Annotated in this window: 15 protein-coding genes; all 15 read left to right on the top strand. The window is 54.7% G+C overall.

The annotated features are described in order from the left end of the window. The first annotated feature begins 152 nt into the window (after positions 1 to 152). Positions 153 to 1,283 carry an ABC transporter ATP-binding protein gene (locus tag D7Z26_RS15195; protein ID WP_120977822.1) on the top strand — a complete coding sequence of 377 codons (1,131 nt, stop codon included), beginning with the start codon at positions 153 to 155 and terminating at the stop codon, positions 1,281 to 1,283. Then, a complete protein-coding gene (locus D7Z26_RS15200) occupies positions 1,280 to 4,231 on the top strand; it encodes an extracellular solute-binding protein (RefSeq protein WP_120977823.1) in 2,952 nt (983 codons plus the stop codon). Before D7Z26_RS15195 ends, D7Z26_RS15200 begins: the two co-directional genes overlap by 4 nt. Then, a complete protein-coding gene (locus D7Z26_RS15205) occupies positions 4,228 to 5,199 on the top strand; it encodes a carbohydrate ABC transporter permease (RefSeq protein ID WP_233566933.1) in 972 nt (323 codons plus the stop codon). Before D7Z26_RS15200 ends, D7Z26_RS15205 begins: the two co-directional genes overlap by 4 nt. Before the next feature lie 3 nt (positions 5,200 to 5,202). Beyond that, the gene (locus tag D7Z26_RS15210) at positions 5,203 to 6,063 is read left to right on the top strand and encodes a carbohydrate ABC transporter permease (protein ID WP_120977824.1); all 861 of its coding nucleotides are present in this window, start codon (positions 5,203 to 5,205) and stop codon (positions 6,061 to 6,063) included. Between the two features lie 26 nt (positions 6,064 to 6,089). Next, on the top strand, positions 6,090 to 8,102 hold the full coding sequence (locus D7Z26_RS15215) for a YIP1 family protein (protein WP_120977825.1): 2,013 nt from the start codon (positions 6,090 to 6,092) through the stop codon (positions 8,100 to 8,102). A gap of 67 nt (positions 8,103 to 8,169) precedes the next feature. Next, positions 8,170 to 10,317: a DUF5696 domain-containing protein gene (locus D7Z26_RS15220; RefSeq protein WP_147423863.1), complete on the top strand. Its 2,148-nt coding sequence runs from the start codon at positions 8,170 to 8,172 to the stop codon at positions 10,315 to 10,317. Continuing rightward, complete coding sequence (locus D7Z26_RS15225; RefSeq protein ID WP_120977827.1) at positions 10,314 to 11,213, top strand: carbohydrate ABC transporter permease; 900 nt, start codon at positions 10,314 to 10,316, stop codon at positions 11,211 to 11,213. Before D7Z26_RS15220 ends, D7Z26_RS15225 begins: the two co-directional genes overlap by 4 nt. Next, positions 11,210 to 12,187: a carbohydrate ABC transporter permease gene (locus tag D7Z26_RS15230; protein WP_158602333.1), complete on the top strand. Its 978-nt coding sequence runs from the start codon at positions 11,210 to 11,212 to the stop codon at positions 12,185 to 12,187. Before D7Z26_RS15225 ends, D7Z26_RS15230 begins: the two co-directional genes overlap by 4 nt. Positions 12,188 to 12,318: 131 nt before the next feature. Beyond that, positions 12,319 to 13,692 carry an ABC transporter substrate-binding protein gene (locus tag D7Z26_RS15235; protein WP_120977829.1) on the top strand — a complete coding sequence of 458 codons (1,374 nt, stop codon included), beginning with the start codon at positions 12,319 to 12,321 and terminating at the stop codon, positions 13,690 to 13,692. 92 nt (positions 13,693 to 13,784) lie between these two features. Then, complete coding sequence (locus D7Z26_RS15240; RefSeq protein ID WP_120977830.1) at positions 13,785 to 16,109, top strand: glycoside hydrolase family 95 protein; 2,325 nt, start codon at positions 13,785 to 13,787, stop codon at positions 16,107 to 16,109. Positions 16,110 to 16,213: 104 nt separating this feature from the next. Next, a complete protein-coding gene (locus tag D7Z26_RS15245; RefSeq protein WP_233566934.1) occupies positions 16,214 to 17,728 on the top strand; it encodes an extracellular solute-binding protein in 1,515 nt (504 codons plus the stop codon). Between the two features lie 232 nt (positions 17,729 to 17,960). After that, positions 17,961 to 20,711: a glycosyl hydrolase family 28-related protein gene (locus tag D7Z26_RS15250; RefSeq protein WP_120977832.1), complete on the top strand. Its 2,751-nt coding sequence runs from the start codon at positions 17,961 to 17,963 to the stop codon at positions 20,709 to 20,711. A gap of 117 nt (positions 20,712 to 20,828) precedes the next feature. Next, complete coding sequence (locus D7Z26_RS15255; protein ID WP_233566936.1) at positions 20,829 to 21,791, top strand: ABC transporter permease; 963 nt, start codon at positions 20,829 to 20,831, stop codon at positions 21,789 to 21,791. 57 nt (positions 21,792 to 21,848) lie between these two features. Then, a complete protein-coding gene (locus D7Z26_RS15260; RefSeq protein ID WP_120977833.1) occupies positions 21,849 to 22,733 on the top strand; it encodes a carbohydrate ABC transporter permease in 885 nt (294 codons plus the stop codon). Between the two features lie 61 nt (positions 22,734 to 22,794). After that, positions 22,795 to 24,372: an extracellular solute-binding protein gene (locus tag D7Z26_RS15265; protein WP_120977834.1), complete on the top strand. Its 1,578-nt coding sequence runs from the start codon at positions 22,795 to 22,797 to the stop codon at positions 24,370 to 24,372. Positions 24,373 to 24,384: the final 12 nt, after the last annotated feature.

Raw genomic sequence — 24,384 nt, forward strand, 5'->3', positions numbered from 1 at the left:
TCCGACAAATTCCGATGGGAAAAAGGATGCGGATCAACAAGCTAATATTAGACTGCAAAAGCCAAGTTTCACTCCTGTTTTGCCCTCGCGGGGTTACTGTAACATGGGATGAAAGAAGGATAGCAAGAGTACAACGCGAGAGGTGATTGTCGGTGGGAAGCATCACGTTTAACCATGTGTTCAAACAATACAAAGGGGAGTCGCGCCCGGCTGTCAACGACTTCCACCTGTCCATCGAAGAAGGGGAATTCCTCGTGCTCGTCGGTCCTTCGGGCTGCGGCAAGTCGACGACGCTGCGCATGCTCGCGGGACTGGAAGAGATCAGCGACGGGGAACTGTATATCGACGATAAATTCGTGAACTACGTGTCGCCGAAAGACCGGGATATCGCCATGGTATTCCAGAACTATGCCTTATACCCGAACCTGACGGTATACGAGAATATCGCGCTCGGCCTCAAGCTGCGCAAAACCGCGAAATACGACATCGAGCTCCGCGTCAACCGAGTGGCGAAAATATTGGAAATCTCGCATTTGCTGGACCGTAAGCCCAGCCAACTGTCCGGCGGTCAGAAGCAACGCGTCGCCCTGGGCCGCGCCATCGCCAGGGAACCGCAGGTGTTCCTCATGGACGAACCGTTGTCGAACCTCGACGCCAAGCTGCGGGCGCAGACCCGTGCGGAAATCATCAAGCTTCAGAGCGATCTGAAGCGCACGATGGTGTACGTGACCCACGATCAGGTGGAAGCGATGACGATGGGCACGCGGATCGTCGTCATGAAGGACGGAGTCATTCAACAGGTCGCTCCGCCGCGCCAGCTCTACGACGAGCCCTCTAATCTATTCGTTGCGGGCTTCATCGGTTCGCCGCAGATGAACTTCGTCAACGGCACGGTCACGCTTGAAGAAGGAAGCTATTTTTTCTCCAACAAGCGGATGAAGTTGCTCATTCCTCGCCGTTACGACGATCAGTTCAAACGGATGGACAGGAGCGTACGCAACGTCGTGCTAGGCGTTCGGCCGGAGCACGTCATTCTTAAAGCGGAAGAAGCGGACGACGAGGAGAGAGGGTTCGTCTCGTCGTCCGTGCAGATGACCGAAGTAACCGGAGCGGATTCCTACGTGTACGTCAACGTGGGGGAATCGAAGATTATCGCCCGCACCGATCCCGGAATTACGTACCGCAAGGACGATAAACCTGCAATCGGTTTCAATATGGCGAAGATTCATTTCTTCGACGAGAATACGGGCGCGTCGTTAGCAATCGGGGGAGATGAAGGATGAGGAAGGCTCTCAAACCCCGCATCGTCATTCGTTTGCTCATTGCCGCGATCGTCCTGTTCGGCGCGATTCGTTGGTTTTCCGGATCCGATCCAGTCATCTACGCGTCGAGCGTCAGCGCATCCCAGTTGCTTAGCTACAAGGACGAAGGCGACAAGCTTCCGTATGCCAAGCTCATGACAGACAATAAGGTCGATCCGTCGGCGGAGCAGGCGCTTCTGCCGATCGCGATCAACGCTAACGAATTCGCCGCCGCGGACCCGAAGGCAATGCTCGAGAAGACGAACGATGCGGACGGACCGGCGCTCAATTGGAACAACGCCGAGGGCTGGGTCGAATGGACGTTCGACGTAGCCGCAGCCGGATGGTATGAGCTCCAACTGGACTACAAACCATTGCCGGGAGGCAATACGGCCGTTATTCGCGGCATTCAGATCGACGGCAAATTCCCGTTCGCCGAATCCGAGCATCTCGAATTCCAGCGCATATGGAAGGACGCCAAATACCCGTACGACAAAAACGACATCGGCATGCAGATCCGTCCTCAGCAGACGGAACTCGTAGGGTGGACGACGAAAGCGGTCGCGGATTTCTCGATTTCTTCGACGCCGCTCCTTTATCGATTGGAGTCGGGCAAGCATACGCTCAGGCTAGTCGGCGAGAGAGAACCCGTGGCGTTGCGCAACTTGACGTTCCAGCCGCCGAAGCCGACGAAGTCTTACGCGGAATACGCTTCCTCGTTTCCTCCGGAAACGCCGGAAGAGAGCTGGTACGCGACCGTCGAAGCGGAAAATTTCCAGCGCAAATCGAGCCTGGCCATCCAGACGGATCACTGGTCGGAGCCTTATATTTCGCCGGATCCGAAAGGAAGGATCACGTACAACGTGCTTGGCGGCGCGAGATGGCGTCTGCCCGGGGAGTGGGTCGAATGGAAAATCTCCGTTCCGAATGACGGTTGGTACGAGATCGACCTCAAAAACTTCCAAAACTACCGCAACGGTTTCCGCGCATATCGGACGATCGAGATCGACGGCGAGACGCCGTTCAGCGAGCTCTATCATTTCGGGCTCGATTACCACAAAGAGTTCCTGATCACGACGATCGCGGACGCGGACGGCAAGCCGTATCGTTTCTATCTCAAGAAAGGCGATCACGCGATCCGGATGACGGCCGACTCCTCGGAGCTTCAGCCGGTCAACTTGGCCTTGAAGGAAACGCTTGAGCAACTGGCCGCGTTCGACAGACACATCCGTCTCATCACGGGAAACTACAGCGTCAAGGCTTTCGACGCGAACATGGACTCCACGCGCACTTGGGACATGGCGAAATTCGATCCCGACGTGGACAAAAAGATGCAAGGCTTCATCGATAACCTTCGGAACATTCAAGACTATATTAACGGTCTGAACAAGAAAGATTCGGATTTGTCGGAAGCGATCAAAGTGTCCGTCGGAATGCTCGAGAAGCTGAAGAACGACGTGAACAACATTCCGAACAAGATAGACGATTTCGCGACGATCCAAAGCAAGATCGGAACGTGGATGTCCACGCTGACGCAGCAACCGTTGTTGTTCGACTTCATCGTCGTGCGGACGCCGGGAACGAAGACCGGCTTGAAGGAGCCTACGCCGTTATCGCGCATTCCATACTCGCTTGTGGACTTCGGTCGCTCTTTCTACATGGATTACGACAATCGCAAGAGCAACGAGAAGGAAGCCATTACGATCTGGATTCAACGAGGCCGCGATTACGCGGACTTGCTACGCGAATTGGTCGATCAGGAATTCACGCCGAAGACGGGCATCCAGGTCAACATTAACCTTATGCCGAATCCGAACCAGCTCGTGCTCGGCAACGCCGCGGGCGACGTTCCGGACATCGCGCTCGGCATCGGCGAAGCCACGCCGGCGGACTTCGCGATGCGGAACGCGGTCGAAGATCTATCCAAGTATCCGGGCTTCGACGAAGTGAAAAACCGCTTCATTCCGGGGGCGAGCCGCTCGCTTGATTACAACGGCGGAACATACGGGTTGCCGGAAGTCGAGAATTTCCAGGTTCTTTTCTACAGGACGGATATTTTCGAACGATTGAAGCTGAAAGTTCCGGACACTTGGGACGACGTCTTCAACATACTGCCGACTCTCCAGGAGAACGGGATGACGATGAACTATCCGAAGGCGGACTTCTCCACGATGTTCTTCGAGAACGGCGCCGAAGTGTATTCGCCCGAAGGATTGAAGGCGAACTTGGCCTCGAATGAAGGGCTTAAGGCATTCCAACGCTGGACGGATCTTTACCGCAAATATAATCTCCCGATCGACATCCCGGCGTTTTTCCAGCATTTCCGCGATGGAGATATACCGATCGGGGTCGCCGACTTCAGTACTTACGTGCAGTTGCAGGTCGCCGCTCCGGAAATTACGGGCCACTGGGCGATCGCGCCGCTGCCCGGCATCAAGCAACCGGACGGCAAGGTTGCGAGATGGTCGCCGCAGAGCTTATCGGCGGCGATGATCATGAAGAAAAGCGAGAAAAAGGACCAAGCCTGGGAGTTCCTGAAATGGTGGACATCCGGCGAGGCGCAGGCGCAATACGCCAAGGACATCGAATCTTTCTACGGCATCGAATTTAGGTGGAATACGGCGAACGTCGACGCGATGAAGTCGTTGTCGTGGCCGGCCGAGGATCTCAAGGCGATCCGCGAGCAAGCTCGCTGGGCAAAGAACATGCCTTACGTGCCCGGCTATTACTTCCTATCGCGGGAGATGGAATTCGCATGGAACCGCACCGTGTTCGACGGGATGCCCGCGGAGGAGTCGCTCGAGAAAGCCCAGATCAGCCTGCAGCGGGAAATGAACCGACGGCAGAAGGACTTCGGCATCGACCCCAAAGATAATCTAGGCATCCGGCAAATCCAGCAGCCTTACGAATGGGAGGAATCTAAGCCATGAATACGGAGCTTTCTCCCGGCTTAACCAAAATCGTACCGCAATCGTCCATCAGGTTGAAATGGAACCGGTTCTGGCGGGAAATCCGGCGCGACAGCTTCTGCTACTTGTTTCTCGCGCCTTTCCTGATCTGCTTCACCGCATTCATCGTCATCCCGGTCATCATGGCCGCCACGCTGGGCTTCACGTCCTACGATGGATTCGGTTCGCTGCGGTTCATCGGGTTCGACAACTATATCATGCTGTTCACGCAAGACGTCGTGTTCTTGACCAAAGCGTTGCCGAACACGTTCATGTTCGCGCTTATCGTCGGTCCCGGCGGCTATGCGCTAGCCTTCCTGTTCGCTTGGCTGATTCATCAGCTGCCGATCCGCATCCGCGATTATTACACGCTCGCGTTCTACGCGCCGTCTATGGCGGGAGGCGTAGCGCTGTCGGTCGTCTGGATCGCGGCGTTCAGCGGAGACCGCGTCGGATACTTGAATAACTTTTTGTTGACCATGGGCTGGATCGATAATCCGATCATTTGGCTGCAGAACCCCAAATATTTGCTCAATATCATGATCATCGTGTCCCTCTGGATCAGCTTCAGCGTCGGTTTCCTCGCGATGCTGGCGGGCTTGCAGACGGTTAACCGGGAATTGTACGAAGCGGGCAGGATCGACGGCATTTCCAACCGGCTTCAGGAAGTGTTCTACATCACGGTTCCTTCGATGAAGCCGCAGATGCTGTTCTCCGCGGTTATGACGATCGTGACGACGCTGAAGGCGGGCGCCATCTCTACCCAGTTAACGGGTTTGCCTATCACCCCGCAATATTCGGGCCACTTGATCATTAACCACATCGACGATTATGCGTTCATTCGCTTCGAACTCGGTTACGCTTCGTCCGTCTCGGTTATGTTGCTGATCGTCAGCTACTTTGCCATGAGATTCGCGTACCGGCTGTTCGGCTCGAAGGAGGAGGCGTAACCGATGCTTTTAAGCAGACTTCGCAGAATTACGTTTTTCGATTTCGCGCTGGTTCTCGGATTTACCGCCCTTGCCGCGTTTATGTCGCTTCCGATCATCTTTATTTTGAACCATGCGTTTAAGCCGACGAACGAGCTGTTTCTGTTTCCGCCGCGCTTCTTCGTGCAAAATCCGACGTTCAGCAACTTCGAGCAATTGTTCCTCCACGCTACGAACGCGACGGTCCCATTTAGCCGTTACGTGTTCAACAGCGTTGTGGTAGTGACGATGACCCTCGTCAGCGTCATTGTCGTCAGCACGATGGCCGCATACGTACTCGCCAAGTACCGGTTCCATTTCAAGCAGATCATTCTGTCGATGATTACGCTGTCCCTCATGTTCGCGCCGGAGACGGTCGGCATTCCGAGGTATCTGATCATTAGCGGCATTCATTTGAACAATACGTATCTCGGTCACGTTTTGCCTGCGCTCGCTTCTCCTATCGCGGTATTCATGCTCGTCGGCTTTATATCGCAAATTCCGAACGAGTTGCTCGAGGCGGCCAAGATCGACGGAGCCAGCCATGTCGGCATCTTCGCGAGAATCGTGCTGCCATTGTCGGTGCCCGCGATCGCGACGATCTCGATCTTCACCTTTCAAGGCGTGTGGGGCGACGTGGAAACGTCGACGTTGTTCATGCAGGACGAAACGATGCGAACGCTCGCCTTTTACGTGAACAGCTTGCTCAGCGGTTTGCAGAACAGCGTGGCCGCGCAGAACGTGGCGGCCGCTGCCGGCTTGCTCATGTTCATCCCGAACTTGATTATTTTCTTGCTCTTCCAGCGAAAAGTGCTTGAAACGATGATCCATTCCGGAATCAAGTAATTCCATCAGCAAAGGAAGTCGTAACGATGAAGAGATTGCTTGCTTTCCTGCTTCTGGCGACGACGGCTTTGCTCGTCGCGCCGGGAACGTCGCTCGCGAGGTTGCCTTATCCGACCAACTTCTACGACGGCTCGCAGTGGCTGCGCATTCAGGCGGTCTATACCCCCGCGGCCGCTTTCGGAGCCGATCTGGAGGAGCCGGTCGACTTGCAGGTCGGACCGGACGACAAAGTATACGTGGCCGATAAGAAAACCGACAAGGTCGTCGTGCTGGGAACCGACGGACAACCGATCCGGACGCTCGGGGACGAGGAGGACGGTCCCGGCAAGCTGAGCGGACCGGAAGGCGTATTCGTCACCTCGGATAACCTTGTATATGTAGCCGATACCGGCAATCAGCGGATCGCCGTATTCGGCGCGGACGGCGCATTCGTTCGGGAATACAAAAAACCGGAAACGACGTTGCTCGCTTCTCAGCGTTTCGTGCCGGTGAAGCTCGTCGTAGACCGGCGAGGCGTCATGTACGTCCAAACAAGTTCATCTTACCAGGGGCTACTCCGGATGAGCCAAGACGGAGAGTTCATGGGCTACTTCGGCGCGAACAAAGCCCAGCAGTCCGTGCTTAGCTGGGTCAAGAAGCTCATCCTCAACAAGGAACAACTGGCGAAGGAAACCCCGAATTTGCCGAAGCCGATCACGAACGTCTCGATCGATCAGGACGGTTTCATCTACACGTCTACGGGCGGAGATTACGGCAAGGGGGCCATCCGCAAGCTGAACGCCGGCGGCGTCGATTCGTTCAAGAACAAGACGTTGGAGCATGGACACGGCATCGTGGATACCGCGATCGACAAAGAAGGATTCTTGTATAACGTGGACATGGATTCGGCAAGGGTCAACATCTACGATCGCAACGGCAAAGCGTTGTTCGCGTTCGGCTTTATCGACAACAATACGCAACAATACGGAGTGCTCGGATTTCCTACGGGTCTCGGCGTCGATTCGAAATACAACATCTGGATCGCCGATAGCCGGACGAAGACGATTCAGAAGTACGCGAGAACGGAATTCGGCAGCGACGTTCTGAGCGCGCTCGTGCTCTACATGGATGGAAAATACGAGGAAAGCAAGCCTTACTGGGAACGCGTCGACGCCCGGAACGAGATGTATACCGGCATCTACCAGGGACTTGGCAAAGTGTATTTGCACGAAGGCAAATACGGCGACGCTCTCGATTATATGAAGGAAGCTTTCGATAAGGACGGTTATTCCAAAGCGTTCTGGGAAGTCCGTCTCGACTGGCTGCAGAATCACTTCGTCGGGCTGGCCGGGGGATTGGTCGCATTTTTCGCCGTCGTCACGTTAGGGGTTCGATGGCTGCGCAAATGGCTCGGCCGCAAGAAGTTTTCCGAGTTCTGGAGCAAGCAATTGACCGACCTGAGAACGTTCGGATTCACGATGTTCCATCCGTACCAAGGCTTCTACAAGCTCAAGGAGACGAAGGTGTCGCCTTTGGTGACGATTCTCATTCTAGTCGCCGTGCTGCTCGTCAAAATCTTGTCGGTATACGAGACCGGATTTTTGTTCCATCCCGTGGATTTGTCGCAGATCGATTTGGTCCGGGAGCTCGAATTTTTCGTTCTGCCCTGGATTACTTGGATTATCGCGAACTATCTCGTCTGCAGCGTAAAGGACGGCGAAGGAAAATTCAGGGAAGTCGTCCAGGGCAGCACGTTCGCGCTTATGCCGTACTTGTTCTTCTCGGTACCGCTTCTCGTGCTGTCCAACGTCGTGACGCTCGACGAGAAGGTCATTATCGGCACGCTAACCTCGGTTATGACTCTATGGCTGGGCGCGATGTTCATCGTCATGACGCAAGTTATCCATAACTTCGACTTTATGGAGACGATCAAGAATTCGGCGATTACGGTATTCGCTATCGGTACGATCTGGCTGTTCGGGTTCATCGTATTCGGCCTCTCTTACAACTTGTACGACTTCTTCTATCAGCTTTACAAAGAGGTGAGTTTCTATCGTTAACTTCATCAAGCGCCTATCCCTTCGCGTAAAGCTGATTTCGATCGCGGTTCTTATTCTGATCGTTTACTTGCTGAGCTTTTTCCTTCGCGGCGGAACGCCTAGCGCCGCGGAGACATTCGCTAAAGCCGGGATAAACGTTGCGGAGGCTGCGCATGCGGCCTTGTACCAGGGCGAAGCTTGGAAGCCGAAACCCGGCGCGGACGGATTCGCCTTGGCGCTGGAGAACGAGTCTTATGCGCTTTATATCAGGCCGGACGACACGCAGATCGCGGTCGTGAACAAGCGCAACGGCTACCGATGGACCAGCAATCCGACGGAGGAACAGCTTAAAGAAGAGAAAACCAAGGGCTTGCCGCTGCAAAATCTGAAATCGCCTTTCGCATTGGTGTTCGTCATGACCCAAGGCAAAGACCAGACGATTCGGGATACGTTAAACGTTTCTTCGCCGAAGATGGAAGTAGCTATGATCAAGAACGACAAAGGCGTACAAATCTCTTACTGGTTCCCGGAAAAGAAAATCGGATTGGCGATTCAATACGAGCTGACGACGCAAGGGTTGAAGGTAAGGGTACCGACCGACGGCATCCGCGAAGAAGGCGAATTCGTCGTCTTCACGCTCGACCTGTTGCCGTATTTCGGAGCCGCTACCTCTAAGGAAGACGGTTACCTGTTCGTGCCCGACGGTCCGGGCGGCTTGATCCGTTTCGATTCCGAGCAGGCCGATATTTCCCGCGGCTACAACCACGAGGTATACGGTTCGGAGATTACGAACATGGCGAACTACACGAGGTCCGGCGAGCGAAGGGAAGATATCGCCTACCCGGTATTCGGCGTGAAGAAGGGCGACAACGCATACGTGGCCGTGCTCACCCAAGGAGGGGATTCGGCGAACATCAGCGCGATGCCGCCGGGCTTGAAGACTTCCTTCTACAACGTGAACTCGAATCAGATCTATCGCGAGGAGTACCTGTACCAAGTCAGCCGGTTGTCGACGCCGACGAAGGCCAACCAGAAACAACGACTGGATAGGGACCGAGAGGTCGAATACCGCTTCCTGACCGGGGAAGATGCTGGTTACGTCGGCATGGCGAAGTCTTACCGCGAGTATCTGAAGGCGAACGGACAATTGACGCAAACTCTGAAGCCGGTTTCGCACGCGCCGATGTACCTGAAGATCTTCGGCGGCAATTTCAGGGAAGCTTACAACCGGATCCAGTACGTTACCGCGACGACGTTCCCCCAGGCGACGGAAATCGTCAAGTCGTTAAAGGATAAGGGGATGACGAACGCCAAGGTCATCTACTACGGTTGGCAGGATCAGGGCGACTACAACATGGAGAAACGATTCCCGATAGAGAAATCGCTCGGAGGGGATTCGGAAGCCAAGAAGTTCGTCTCGGAGATGAAGAAGGAGAACATCGACGTCATTTTCCAAGACGATTTCTCCTGGATCGACTCGGCGTCGGCCTCTTCGGGCAAGAACAACGCCATTCGCGGAATCGACGGCACGGCGTTCGACGGCTACGGGTGGTACATGGCGAAGCCGGAAAAGACGGTCCGCGAAGCTTACGACACGATCGACAAGCTCAAGGACATCGGCGTGGCGGGAATCCACTACAATATGCTCGGCGAGGTGCCGTTCAACGATTACGATCCTTCGGGCATCAGAACCCGGGAATATACGATCGATGCCTACAAAGGCTTGCTCGACTATACCCGCAAGCAGCTCGGATCGGCTAGCGTCTACCGCGGCAACGCCTATGCGGTCGGCAGCGTCGATTACATCGATTATTTCCCGAACGAATCCAGCTACGACTTCATGATCGGCGAAACGGTGCCGTTCTACCCGATCGTGCTGCACGGGTACGTGCCTTATTCGTTCGATGAAGGCAACTTGCGCAACAACGTCGAGGACGAATTCCTGAAAGCTATCGAATACGGCGCGATCCCGACCTACTTCCTGACTTACAAGGATTCGCGCGATCTGAAATACGTCGCTTCTTGGTTGTTCAGCAGCCAATACGAGAAATGGGCCGATAGGCTCGTCAAGGAATATAAAGATTTCGATGCTTTGTCCGGCTTGTTCTCGCAGACGATCGTCAATCACGAGAAGCTGACCGCAAACCGATTCGTTACGACTTACGAGGATGGCACTAAAGTGATCGTCGATTACGGCAACAAGTCCTTCAAGGTGGAGAAAGGAGGAGGGGCATGACAACCCAGACGAAACAAAGACGCAAGCAGGCGCTCCTCCACCGAACGGGAAGCTATGGCAAAGGCTTGTTGTTCATGCTTCCTTGGTTGATCGGTTTCTGCGCGTTCGTCGTTATCCCGATCGGTTGGTCGATCTTCATGTCTTTCAATAAAGTGAAGATCGTTCCGGGCGGGTTTAAGTACGAATGGCTTGGGTTGCAAAATTTCCGCGATGCTTTCCTGAAGGACAACAATTTCCCGGTCGACCTGATTACGTACTTTCAAGAAATGCTGCTCATGGTTCCGATCATCGTCATCTTCGCGCTCATGATCTCTCTTATGCTGAATCAACGTTTTCCGGGCCGGTTCATCTACCGCGCGCTCTTCTTCCTGCCCGTTATTTTCGCCACGGGCCAGGTGCTGTCGGAATTGTTCGTGCAAGGCGCCGGCGAGGTTCCTTTCATTCAGCAATATAACCTGGAGACGATCGTAGACCAATACGTCGGTCCGGAGCTTGCGAAGACGGTCATGAACGTGCTCGAGAAAGTCATTCTGATTTTGTGGTACTCCGGCGTCCAAATCCTGATCTTCATCGCGGGCTTCCAGACGATCTCCCCGACGATCTATGAGGCGGTACGCATCGACGGCGCATCCCCATGGGACAGCTTCTGGAAAATCACGCTGCCGGCCAGCATTCCGTTCATCAGCCTGAACGTGCTGTATACGATCATCGATCTGTTCACGTTCCCGCAAAATCCGATCCTCAAGTACATCAAAGAAAACATGATCAAAGTGGATACCGGGTACGGATACGCGAGCGCGATGGCCTGGATCTATTTCGGGTTCATCTTCATTCTGATCGCCGTCGTCCTATGGCTGTTCGAACGAACGATGAGAACAAGGAGGGGGCGTTCATGAATCCCGCAACGATACTGGAAAAAGTAAAGGTTCAAATTTTGGGATTGCTATGGAACCGTAAGTCTCAGAAGGTCAAGATGATCGTCCTAGGACGAAATCTCTCGGATGGATTGCTGGCAAAGCTGATTATTTACGCGCTGCTGTCGATCGTCGCCTATCTCTACTTGCAGCCTTTACTGTACATGGTCAGCACGATGCTTAAGAACAGCGTCGACCTGAACGACCCGACGGTCAAATGGATTCCCCGCGTCGTGACGTGGGAGAACATGACCAAGGCGCTGAAGGGGATGCAGTATCCCGAAGCCATCAAGAACACGGCGCTCATCGCGCTGGCTTGCTCCGCGTTTCAAGTCATCATCTGCGCGATGACGGGTTACGCCCTCGCGCGGCTGAACGTGCCTTTCAAGGGCTTGATCACCGGGCTTGTCATCTTAACGTTCCTAATTCCGCCGCAGGTCATCATCATTCCGCTTTACGTCATTTACAGCAAGCTGCATCTGCTTAACACGATTTACGTGTTCTTGATTCCGGCCGTATTCGGGCAAGGGCTCAAGGCAGGGTTGTTTATCCTCATTTTCCGGCAGTTTTTCCGGGCACAGCCGATCAGTCTAGAGGAAGCGGCCAAGCTGGACGGCGCTTCCACGGCCAGATTGTTCTTCGGCATCATGCTGCCGCTCGCCCGTTCGGCTTGCCTGGTCGTGTTCCTGTTCTCGTTCATCTGGTATTGGAACATGTACTACGAGCCATCGGTGTTCTTGGCGAAAGGATTCACCCCGTTGTCGATCCGCCTGGATAACTTGGAGAACGTTCTGAACCCTTCGTTACTTGGCAATACGCACTTCATCACCGATCCGGTAACGGAGGCGACGAAGATGGCCGCGGCGTTCATGATCATCCTGCCGCCGATCGTCGTGTTTATGTTCCTCCAGCGATGGTTCGTCACGGGAATCGAAAGAACGGGAATCGTGGAATAAGGAATTGCGAACTTAAGGGTATGACTTGAGGGGAGTGATGCCTAGCAAGGTCAAGCCTCATCGCTTTGCCCGTTTACGCAAGGGGACTTATACGCAACTCAAACAACCATTATTAGGGGAGGAAATACAAAGTGAAAAACAAACGCGCGTTATCGTGGATGCTCAGTATCGTCTTAATGTGTTCTTTCGTCCTGTCGGCATGTTCCGGCGGCAATAAAGATTCCGGAAACGGAGGCGACGCTTCGAATAGCGCAAGCGTCAGCCCGAGCTCGAGCGCTTCGGAAAGCGCAACGGCCTCCGATGAAAAACACGATCCCGTAACGCTCAAATTCATTTCTTGGAAAGACACGTACAACGGTCTATACGATCTGTTTCACCAGAAGTACCCTTGGATCACGATCGAGCAAGTACCGGTTAACGGCCAGCCGATCATGGGCATCATCCAGGCGATGGAAGCCGCGGGAACGCCGGCGGACGTATCCGAGATCGATCAAGATTTGATCGCTTTCGATCAAAACCAGCTTCTTGAAGACTTGACCCCATATATCGAGAAAAGCACGATCATGCAAGGCGTGTCGTTGCCGCAAGGCTTCTACGACACGATGACTTTCAATAACAAGAAGTTAGCGGTACCGATGGTCGACGTGCCGATGTGGATTCTGGTCAACAAGGATCTGCTGGCGAAGCATGGCGTAGAAATGCCTGCCAACGACTGGACTTACGATGACTTCCGTAACGTGGCCAAGAAAATAACGGATCCGGATGCCGGGGAGTTCGGCTTGACGACGCAAGCCGAGTTCCAAATGCGTTTGCTGAGCACGAAAGCCGTCGCCGACGGACATGCGGCCAACCTACAATACATGAACGAAGATCTTACGCAGAGCGTCATGAACTCGCCTGAAGTCATGTCGGACGTTAAATGGCTTCAGGAATTCGTTACGAAAGACGGGTCCATGCAAAGCAATGATGCGGCAACGGCTTCCGGTAACGTGTCCAGGGAGTTCAAGAACGGTAAAACGGGCTTCGCGATCGGCGGAGACTGGGTGCTGCCAGGCTTGAAAAAAGAAGCCAAATTCAATTGGGACGTTCTGCCGTTCCCTCGCGGCACGCAAAGCCAACCGGGCTATACGATCTACGGCCCTCTTTCGTTGCTCGCGGGCTCGAAACATAAAGAAGAAGCGTTCCTGTGGCTAAGCTTCCAATTCACGATGGAAGCGCAGAAGTGGAAAATCGACCAAGGCGCGAACGCGTCCGTTATCGATCCTGCTCTGACCGCTTACTACGACGAAACGGAAATGTGGAAGGGCAAAAACACGGAAGCGGTCAAAATCGCCAAAGAAAACGCGAAGATCCAACCGGGCCTTACGGTTCCCGGATGGGGAGAGTATAACTGGAATAACATCATGAACGATATTATTTTCGGAACCCGGGACATTAACGATATCATTCCGGAGACGGAAGCTTGGAACAAGAAAACGCTCGAGCTGGCCGCCTCTTTGAAATAAGGCATCGGCTTGAACGGGGGAGCGGGAATGATTCCGCTCCCTTTCTTGAATTTCCCCATACATCGGTATGGTTGGCTGAGGAGAGGGACGGCATGCGAGAGAAATCGGGAGGAATCGGCCGACTGCGCTACGATCGACCCGCATCGGCATGGGAGGAAGCGTTCCCGATCGGGAACGGGCGTCTCGGGGCCATGGTATTCGGGAGCCCGCGGGAAGAGCGGATCGCGCTCAACGAGGATAGCGTTTGGTATGGCGGGCCGAGCGACAGGAACAATCCGGACGCGCTGGCCAACGTAGGGATGGTGCGCGAGCTGATCGCGGCCGGTCGGCCGGGAGAAGCGCAAGAGCTGTCCGCGCTCGCGTTGTCCGGGGTGCCGGAATCGCAGCGGCATTATATGCCGCTCGGGGACTTGCGACTGAGCTTCCGCGGCCATGCGGGAGAAGATACGGACTATCGTCGGGAATTGGATCTGGGCGAAGGGATCGTCAAGATCGGCTATCGGGCCGGAGGCGTCTCGTACGAGAGGGAATCGTTCGCGAGCTATCAAGACCGGGCGATCGTGCTTCGATTGACATCGGATCGGCCGGGAGGAATATCGCTTAGAGCGAAGTTGACGCGCGGACCGACGAACCGTTATTACGACGAGCTATCGAAATCGGAGGACGGCCGGACGATCGTCATGCGCGGCAATTGCGGCGGCGCCGGGGGCTCGGATTTCCGGACGGTGCTTCGAGCGGACTTGGAGGGCGGAACCCTAAGTATCATCGGCGAGACGATGATCATCGAGCAAGCGGACAGCGCGACGCTGATTGTGACGGCGGCGACCTCGTTCCGGCATGCGGATCCCGAAGCGGAGGCGATTCGCGCCGCGGATGAAGCAAGCGCCAAAGGTTATGCCGGGCTCAGGGAAAGCCATCGAAAGGACTTTCGCTCTCTGATGGAGCGGGTTAGTCTCCGTATAGGAGGCGGAACCGACGAGGAAGGCTTGGGGGAATTGACGACCAAGGCGCGACTGAATCGGGTGAAGGAAGGTCGCGCCGATGCGGGGCTGGCCGCGCTTTATTATCAGTTCGGGCGATACTTGCTCGTCTCTTGCAGTCGTCCGGGGTCGTTGCCCGCCACGCTTCAAGGCATATGGAACGAGCATATGCTCCCTCCTTGGGATAGCAAATATACGATCAACATCAATACCCAGATGAATTATTGGCCCGCGGAGAGCGGAAATCTAGCCGAATGTCACGAGCCGCTGTTCGACTTGCTGGAGCGCATGCGCGAGCCGGGAAGAAAAACCGCGCAAGCCATGTACGATTGCGGCGGATTCGTCGCGCATCACAATACGGACATCTGGGCGGACACCGCGCCGCAGGATATTTACATTCCGGCGACTTATTGGCCGATGGGAGCCGCATGGCTTTCCCTCCATCTCTGGGAGCACTACGCTTTCGGCAAGGATCTCGCCTTTCTGTCGAAGGCGTATCCGACGATGAGGGAAGCCGCCGAGTTTTTCGTCTTTTTCCTGAAGGAGCGGGAAGACGGAACAGTCGTAACGACTCCGTCCGTTTCTCCGGAAAATACGTATATCCTTCCCGGTGGCGAGTCGGGAACGCTTTGCGAAGGGCCTGCGATGGACAGCCAAATTTTGCACGAATTGTTTACGTCCTGTATCGAAGCTTCGGCGAAGTTAGGCATCGACGAGGAGTTCGCCCGCTCCTTGCGTGAACTTCGGGGTAAGCTTCCTCAGCCGGCCATCGGCAAGCACGGGCAGCTCTTGGAATGGTTGGAAGATTACGAGGAAGCGGAGCCGGGCCATCGGCATATTTCCCATTTGTTCGCCTTGCATCCGGGTAGCCGATTCACGGTACGCGGTACGCCCGACTGGACCAAGGCGGCCCGGGTAACCTTGGATCGGAGGCTCTCATTCGGAGGCGGCCATACGGGCTGGAGCCGGGCATGGATCATCAATCTCTGGGCTCGTCTCGAGGATGGGGAGAAAGCTTACGACAACGTGCAAGCGTTGCTGGCGTTGTCCACGCTTCCGAACTTGTTCGACAATCATCCTCCGTTCCAGATCGACGGCAATTTCGGCGGAGCGGCGGGTATTGCGGAGATGCTGCTTCAAAGCCATGCGGGAGAGCTTCGATTGCTACCGGCGTTACCTAGCGCCTGGCCGGAAGGAGAAGTATCCGGTCTGCGCGCGAGAGGCGGCTTCGAAGTCGATATCCGCTGGTCGGGAGGTCGTCTGACGGATGCGACGATTCGCGCCGGACAAGACGGTTATTGCTCCGTGCGAATCGGCGATTTCGACGCGCGAGTCACGACCGCTGACGGACGGATCCTGGAAGCGAAATCGGCAGGCGTCTCGAACTTAGGTTGGCAGGCCCAAGCGGGCGTCGAATATAAGCTCGTTCGCGTTTAATGCACTCGCCCGCATGGGGAGGGAAATTCGGTTCCCATGTTGAATTTCCTATTCGAAAGGTTTAATGTGAATGTCGACATAACGCGATGGGGAGAGAACGCAGTATGACCAAATCTCGCATTCGAACGACGATTCTCGCTTTGGTTGCCAGCTTGCTGATCGGAATGGTTTTGTCCGCATGCAGCAAACGGAACGATTCCTCCCCTCCTGTCGGCAACGCCAGCGAAGTGACGCTGAAGTTCTATTTCGGAGGCGTGAAAAAAGCAGCCACGGACGAGGTATGGGCCAAAGTCAGCCAACATTTGAAATCCAAAGGACTTAACGTAAAATTCAGCATCAATTTCATTCCGATCGAGGATTTCAAGCAGAAAATGCTCGAGATGGCCGCTGCCGGAGATCAATGGGACATGAACTTCGACGCCGACTGGTTATCTTACAAGCAGATGGTGTCCCGCGGTTCATACATGTCCTTGAACGATCTGCTTCCGAAGTACGCGCCGGATTTGTATCGCAAATACCAAGAGCAGAAAACATTGTCCGCGGCCACGATGAACGGCCAAATCGTCGGTTTGCCATGGACGATCAAGATGAACGAAAGACCGTTCGTCGGCTGGAGATCGGACCTGGCGGAGAAAGCGGGCATTTATCGAGAACCCGATTCGATAAAAACGGTCCAGGACCTGGACGTGCTTTTGCATGAGCTGAAAAAGGCGTATCCCAACGAGAAGTTGTCCCGCACGCCGCCGCTTTCCCTATACCTGGTAAGGGACGAGTGGGTCGATCTGCAGTTTCACGGACTCGGTTTTTACATGAACGATCCCGGGGTAAAGATCAAGGCGATCGAGCAACAACCCTTTTATCTGGAATCCGCTTTGATGAGCAAGAAATGGAACGACGATAAAATATTGAACCGCGACGCGACGATCGATACCGAGAACGGGGCGGATCAGTGGCGGAACGGGAAGACGCTGTTCACGATCACGTCGCATGAATGGGCGAACGCCAATCCGGGTTTCGTCGATCCTTCCTATCGGCAGCAAATGTCTCTCATCTATCCGGACAAGAGATACGTTAACCGCAGCCCGCTCGCCAACGTACTGGCCATTAACCGAAATTCGATTCATGCCGATCTCGTGCTGAGATTCCTGGATATGATGGAGACGGACAGAGAGCTATACGATCTGGTGCAGTACGGAATCGAAGGCAAGACTTACGAATTGAACGGGGAAGCGGCAGAGTATCCCGAAGGCATGCAGTTCAACACGAGCAATTACATGGAATGGGAAAGCCAGTGGGCGTTCTGGAAGCCCCAGTTCATGCGCCCGACTCCGAGCTATCCTGGAGACTTCTGGGTAAAGGAGGCCGAGTTCGCGAGCTTGCCGATCAACGTAAGCTCCGCGGTGGACGGATTATTCATTTCCGACGAGACGATCAAGAGCGAGGTTACCGCGCGGGACGGACTGTTCGGGGAAGTCGGCAAACGCATCGAATACGGCAAAACGACGAACGTGGCGCAAGAAGTCGCGAACTACGTAGAGAGGCAGAAAGCAATCGGCTTGGATAAGGTGATCTCCGCGGTTCAGAAACAGGTAGACGAATATATGGCTAGCCGGAATTAATCGCCGCCCCGTAAGGTTTAGTTTCATCGCATTCGTCCTGAGGCTCTCCCAAGGTTCAACAGAACCTAACGGGAGAGCTTCTTTTTCATTTGCGCATCAAACGAGCCGGAACAAGCCAATTCTCGCCCGCAAAGTTTAAGTTTGGCACATGGAAGGCGAACGGCGCCCCTTATAACATGAATAGTAAGGCAAATAACGGCTATAGACGTCAGAGGACAAGGGAAGAGAAGCGATGGGAAGCAAGCTTTGGAAGAGCAAGGGAATGCGAATCGGGGCGGCAGCCGCAGTAGCTGCTATTGTAGTTACGGCGATCATCCTCGCCAAAGGATCGAAGGAGGGCGAAGGGGCAGAAGGGCGGAGCAGTCCGGCCGCAGCTTCGCCAGCTACGGTTAGGGAGACAACTTCATCGGCAGCGCCGGAGTCAAGCGTTCCCGTCAAACCCGTATGGATCAATCCGGAAGTCCAGAAGAAAGTAAGAAATACGCAATTCCCTTCGCAGGACGTCGTGGTCGCGGAATATAACGTCATGGATTTCGGAGCCGTCGCTGACGGATCGGCGGATAATTCGGGAGCGTTCCAGAAGGCGCTGATCGAAGCGAGGAACAACGGAGGCGGGGTCGTCTTCGTTCCCGCCGGCAACTATAGATTCGATAGCACGCTGCTGATCCCGACGGGGGTAACTCTACGGGGGGACCGCCAATACGATTGGTCCGGAGGAGCCGTCGAAGGTACGATTCTCGAAGTTTACGCGGGGCGGGGCGAAGAGAAAGGCGAGAGCTTTATCCAACTGCAGCAGGCGAGCGGAATTACGAATTTATCGATCTGGTATCCCGAGCAAAGGCTCGAGAAGACGTATGCCTATCCTTGGACGATCCAGCAGTTGTCCGGAGATAGCGTGACGGTCGAGAAGGTTACGCTCGTGAACTCTTATCAGGGTATTAAGATCGGTCCAGACTGGAATGAGCTTCATTACGTTCACGACGTGTCGGGTACCGCCTTGAAGACGGGCATCTTCCTCGATTTCACGACGGATATCGGACGTCTGGAGGGCGTTAGGCTGTCTCCGGAAGTTTGGGCGAACTCGGGCTTGCCGGGCGCGCCGGCTCCGGAGCCGCTGTTCGGGTATACGACTTTGCATGCGGAAGGCATCGTAATGGGGCGTTCAGATTGGGAGTACATGTCCGACATTCGATTGTCGGGCTTCAAGAACGGGATGAGGGTCACGACGAGAACGAATTCGACCGAGACGGCGAACGCCCAATTTTATCGGATCGATATCGACAATTGCAACGTGGCGCTGCTAATCGAAGGCGTAAACGACTTCGGCTTGCTCGTGACGGATAGCAGCTTTAAGGCTAACGTAGGACTCTCCCCGATCGCTATTCGCGCGACGGAAGGCTTTAAATCGATCGCGCAATTTAACGCGGTCACGGTTGGCGGCGTAACGAAGGATGCCGTCGTGAACGAAGGCGCCGGCGTACTCAGCTTCGAGAATAGCAACATTAGCGGGTGGGGTGAAGGCGGTCATGGCATCGTAGCCAAGGATGGCTCGCTTATTCTAGGCGGCACTGCCTTCGCTTCGCCGAGCGGGCACGTATTGCTCGAAGCGAATGCAAAGACGGTTAAGGCGCTCGATTCCGGCATGGGCGGCAAGCTGGACATCGCGAACGAAAGTGCCGCCGCGGAGTTGAAGGTCACGCAAGATAGTCCGTATCAGTTGCAACGGCTTCCGGAGATAGGCAATACGGACGCGCCTAAGCAGCCAAGGCCGGCGACCGATCTCTTGTTCGACGTAACGGCCGAACCGTACAAGGCGGACAAAACCGGGAGCTCCGACGCCTCTATCGCGGTCTCTCAAGCGTTGTCCGATGCGGGAGCTTCCGGGGGAGGCACCGTTTTCCTCCCGGCGGGCACTTATCGGATCGAGCAGCCGCTTGTCGTACCTAACGGAGTAGAACTGCGCGGCTCGTGGGACGTCCCCCATCATACGATCGGAGGAGGCAGCGTTATATTTACCCGTCACGGGGAGAACGACGTGAAAGCGACTCCGTTCATTACGTTAGATGCGAATGCGGGAGTCAGAGGGTTAAACGTCTACTACGACGGCCAGAAATGGGACGCGATCAAACCCTACGGGTGGACGATCCAAGGGAAAGGACGCGGAGTATACGCCATTAATACGACGCTTCCGGATTCCTATCTGGGCATCGATTTCGGCACTTACGATACGAGCGGCCATTATATCGATTACGTGGCGGGATCCCCGCTCAAGGAAGGCATATTCGTTGGAGGCGGGGCGGAAGGGGGCTTCGTGCGGAACGTGCAGTTCAATCCGCATTACGCAGGCCGAAGCAATTATCCGGGACGTCCGGTCGACGGCGAGTTCGATAAGGTGTGGAGCTTCCAGAAGGAAAATCTCGACGCGTTCCGGATCGGCGACGTGAAGGGGGAAACGATCTTCAATACGTTCGTATACGGGTCGTTGTACGGCATACATTTCGTGTCGCAGACGGGCAACGGCGGACCGGAGGCGATTGTCGTCGGGCATGGAACGGACGGCAGCAAAAAAGGGGTCTACCTGGAAGCGGCAGGGCCCGGCGGTCTGAACTTCGTCAATACGGAGCTCGTGTCGATCAGCACTTCGGATAAGGTGTACGTGACGTTGGAGCAAGGATTCAATTCTTCTGCGACGTTCTACAATACGTCGATGTGGGGCGACCCCTCGCGCAGTATCGACGTGAAGTCCGGGAAAATCACGATGCAGCAAGGCAACTTCACTTCCGTCGGATTTCGCGGAATCAATTCCGGAGGCGGCGAAATCCATTTGCTCGATTCCTATTTCCAGCAGGCGGGAAGGACGCACGTCTATGCGGGAGCGAACGTCCGGAAGATGGTCGTATCGAACAACTTATACAAGGGGCCGATGGGCTTCGAGGACGATTCGCCGGCCGGAACGGTGACGGGGACGGACCTCGATCGCTGACTCACCCGCTTCCTAATGCCAAGACAATAATGACCACTAAAGTTTAATTTTGTCACATTGTAAGCGCTTCATGCCGAGCCTATGATTAAAACAAACCAAGGCGAAAGGGGAATGGCCATGAAATCGATGACGGGTACGAGGGTGATAGCGGGCATCAAAAGAAACGGAGTCATTCGCGAGCTCGTTCGCAACCGCACCTTGCTTCTGATGTTTTTGCCGGCCGGCGTCTTTCTGTTCCTCTTTAACTATTTGCCTCTGGCGGGCCTTGTCATCGCGTTCAAAAATTTCGATTTCGATAAAGGAATTTTCGGAAGCGATTGGGCGAAGCCGCTGTTGTATAACTTCGATTACTTGCTCTCGTCGGATACCGCCTATCGGGCCGTCCGTAATACGATCTTACTCAACGCCTTGTTCATCGCCGTCGGCCTGGTGTTCGAGGTCGGTCTCGCGCTGATGCTGAACGAGATTCGCAACAAATATTTCAAGAGAGTGACCCAGTCGCTTACGTTTCTGCCTTTCTTCATTTCCTGGATCGTGGTCGGGGTATTCGCCTACAATCTCATGAATTACGAGAGCGGGGCCATTAACCGGATCGTTCAGTCGCTCGGATTCCAGCCTATCGATTTCTACAGCGACGCGCCGCTATGGCCGTTCATCCTGACGTTGGCGGTCCGCTGGAAGGTGACGGGATACGGAACGATCATCTACCTGGCGGCGCTTACGAATATCGACCAATCCTACTACGAGGCCGCGTCCATCGACGGAGCTTCGAGATGGCAACAGACGCGTTACATCAGCATTCCGATGCTAAAGCCGACAATCATGATCCTGACGTTGCTCGCGGTCGGGCGAATCATGAACGCCGATTTCGGAATGTTCTACGCGATGGTCGGAGACGCGGCGCTGTTATTCCCGACGACGGACGTCATCGATACGTTCGTGTACAGAAGCTTGCGGAAGTCGGGGGATATCGGGATGGCCTCGGCGGCAGGCTTCACGCAATCGATCGTCGCGTTCGTCCTCGTTCTGGGAAGCAACTATATCGCCCGCAAAGCGGATAAGGATTCGGCGATATTCTAACCTCGCCGCCCCTATAAGGGAGCGGGGCGCGACATTCGATAGCGGAGGTGCGAAGCGATGCATTTGAAAAAATTATCCCCAGGGCGCATAGCCATCGTAACGGTCATTTCCTTATTCAGCCTATCTTGCCTCTTGCCTTTTATCATGGTGATTTCCGGATCGTTAAGCGTGGAGAACGACATCGTGAACCATGGCTACGAATTATGGCCGAGACGCGTGACGTTCGATTCCTATCGGATTTTGTTTTTAGGCTCCAACCGGATCGTCGATGCCTACGGAATCAGCGCCCTGGTCACGGTTGCCGGAACGTTGCTCTCTTTGCTCGTTACTAGCATGGCCGCGTACGCGATGGCGAGGCGTTCTTTCCGGTATCGCAACATCTTGTCCATCTACGCGATCATCACGATTTTGTTCAGCGGCGGGTTGGTACCTTGGTACATCATCTGCGTCCGGTATCTCGAATTGAAGGATACGATCTGGGCGATGATCCTGCCACCGCTCGCCAATGCGTTCAACATGTTCCTAATGCGGAACTTCATGATGGCGATGCCGGAAGATTTGCATGAATCGGCCAAGATCGACGGCGCGGGAGAATTCAGAATCTATGCGCGGTTAATCATTCCTCTGGCGAAGCCGGTACTCGCCACGATCGGATTATTCGTATCCCTGAGCTATTGGAACGATTGGTTCCTCGGGCTCATGTTCGTCGACAAGCAAGAACTCCAACCCTTGCAACTGCTCCTGAGAACGCTCATTTCCAACGTGGAATTCCTCAGAAGCTCGAGCAACGCGATTGATATGCAGCGCATCGCGATGCAATTGCCGACCGAATCGCTGAAGATGGCGCTGACGGTCGTCACGATCGGACCGATCGTGTTCCTGTATCCCTTCCTGCAACGGTACTTCGTCAAAGGACTGCTGGTGGGCGCGGTGAAAGGGTAGAAAAGCGGGCAATACCAGCTACGGCTGTATTGTATATAACAAGTCTAGGGGAGAGGGTTCCATGTTTAAGAGGCGAGCGAGACTGCCGGCTATCCTTATGTGCATTCTACTTCTATGTCTAGCCCTGGCAGCATGCAGCAAAGGCAACAACGGCAACAACGCGGTCGAACCAAGTAAGGAATCATCGCCTGCCAGCGTCAAGCCTTCGGAATCCGCGTCCGCGGAAACGCCGAAAGAGGAAGAAGAAGTGACGCTGAAATTTTACTTCGGCGGAGACAAAAAATCGGCAACGGACGAAGTGTGGGGCAAAGTCAGCGAGTATTTGAAGGGTAAAGGCTTAAACGTCAAGTTCGACGTCAATTTCATTCCTTTCGGCGACTTCAAGGACAAGATGCTCGTAATGGCCGCTTCGGGGGATAAATGGGATCTGAACTTCGATGGAGATTGGCTCTCTTATAAGCAGATGGCTGCAAAAGGTTCCTATATGGCCTTGAACGACCTGTTGCCGAAATACGCTCCTAACCTGTTCAAGAAATATCAGGACCAAGGAACGTTGCAGGCGGCAACGATAAACGGCCAAATCGTCGGATTGCCATGGACGATGAAGATGAACCAGCGCTACTTCGTCGGCTGGCGCTCGGACTTGGCGGAGAAGGCGGGCATCTCTCGCGCGCCGGACGCGATTAAGACGATCGAAGACGTCGATGCTTTGCTGCACGACCTAAAGAAGGCGTATCCGAATGAGAAGCTGTCGCGGACGCCATCCCAAGCGATGTATGAGACTCGCGAAGAGTGGGTGGATCTGGGCTTCCATAAGATGGGGTTCTACTTGAACGATCCGGAAGTAAAAGTTCAACCGGTCGAACAGCAGCCGTTCTACCTGGAGGCCTCGAAAAAGACGAAACAATGGTACGACGACGGAATCCTGAACCGCGATGCGATGATCGACAAGGAAGACGGCGCGTCTCAATGGAGAAACGGGAAAACGCTGTTTACGATGACCTCGCACGAATGGGCATTCGCCGATCCGGGCTTCTCGGATCCGTCGTTCAAGCATCAGATGGCGTTCCTCTATCCGGATAAGAAATTCGTGAACCGGACGGCGCTCGCCAACGTGCTCGCCATCAACCGCAACTCCCAGCATGCGGATCGCGTGCTTCGTTTCCTGGACATGATGGAGACGGATCAGGTGCTCTACGATCTCGTTCAATACGGAATCGAAGGCAAAACGTACAAGTTGAACGGGGACGTGGCCGAGTATCCGGACGGAATGGACTTCACGACGAGCAACTACATGGAGTGGGGCGGCCAATGGGCGTTCTGGAAGCCGCAATTCATGCGTCCTAACCAGACGTATCCGAAAGACTTCTGGGTGAAGGAAGCCGAGTTCGCAAGCTTGCCGGTGAACGTCAACTCTCCGGTAGACGGTTTGTTCATCGCGGAAGACAACATCAAGAACGAGGTCGCGAAGCGCGATCAAGCCTACGAAGAATTCGGCAAGCCGATCGAGTTCGGCGTCGTCAAGAACGTGGACGGTTCCGTGAAGGATTATATCGAGAAGCAAAAGAAAAACGGGCTCGATAAAATCATGGCCGAAGCCCAAAAGCAAGTCGACGCCTATCTCGCAAGCAAGAAATAACAACTTCGCAGA

This window comes from Cohnella endophytica (genome assembly GCF_003628305.1).
In the GTDB taxonomy this organism is placed as follows: domain Bacteria; phylum Bacillota; class Bacilli; order Paenibacillales; family Paenibacillaceae; genus Cohnella; species Cohnella endophytica.

Coding starts and splice junctions, on each gene's coding strand:
- D7Z26_RS15215 (WP_120977825.1), top strand. CDS start 6,090: ATGAAGAGATTGCTTGCTTTCCTGCTTCTGGCGACGACGGCTTTGCTC.
- D7Z26_RS15200 (WP_120977823.1), top strand. CDS start 1,280: ATGAGGAAGGCTCTCAAACCCCGCATCGTCATTCGTTTGCTCATTGCC.
- D7Z26_RS15230 (WP_158602333.1), top strand. CDS start 11,210: ATGAATCCCGCAACGATACTGGAAAAAGTAAAGGTTCAAATTTTGGGA.
- D7Z26_RS15210 (WP_120977824.1), top strand. CDS start 5,203: ATGCTTTTAAGCAGACTTCGCAGAATTACGTTTTTCGATTTCGCGCTG.
- D7Z26_RS15255 (WP_233566936.1), top strand. CDS start 20,829: ATGAAATCGATGACGGGTACGAGGGTGATAGCGGGCATCAAAAGAAAC.
- D7Z26_RS15225 (WP_120977827.1), top strand. CDS start 10,314: ATGACAACCCAGACGAAACAAAGACGCAAGCAGGCGCTCCTCCACCGA.
- D7Z26_RS15245 (WP_233566934.1), top strand. CDS start 16,214: ATGACCAAATCTCGCATTCGAACGACGATTCTCGCTTTGGTTGCCAGC.
- D7Z26_RS15260 (WP_120977833.1), top strand. CDS start 21,849: ATGCATTTGAAAAAATTATCCCCAGGGCGCATAGCCATCGTAACGGTC.
- D7Z26_RS15250 (WP_120977832.1), top strand. CDS start 17,961: ATGGGAAGCAAGCTTTGGAAGAGCAAGGGAATGCGAATCGGGGCGGCA.
- D7Z26_RS15240 (WP_120977830.1), top strand. CDS start 13,785: ATGCGAGAGAAATCGGGAGGAATCGGCCGACTGCGCTACGATCGACCC.
- D7Z26_RS15265 (WP_120977834.1), top strand. CDS start 22,795: ATGTTTAAGAGGCGAGCGAGACTGCCGGCTATCCTTATGTGCATTCTA.
- D7Z26_RS15205 (WP_233566933.1), top strand. CDS start 4,228: ATGAATACGGAGCTTTCTCCCGGCTTAACCAAAATCGTACCGCAATCG.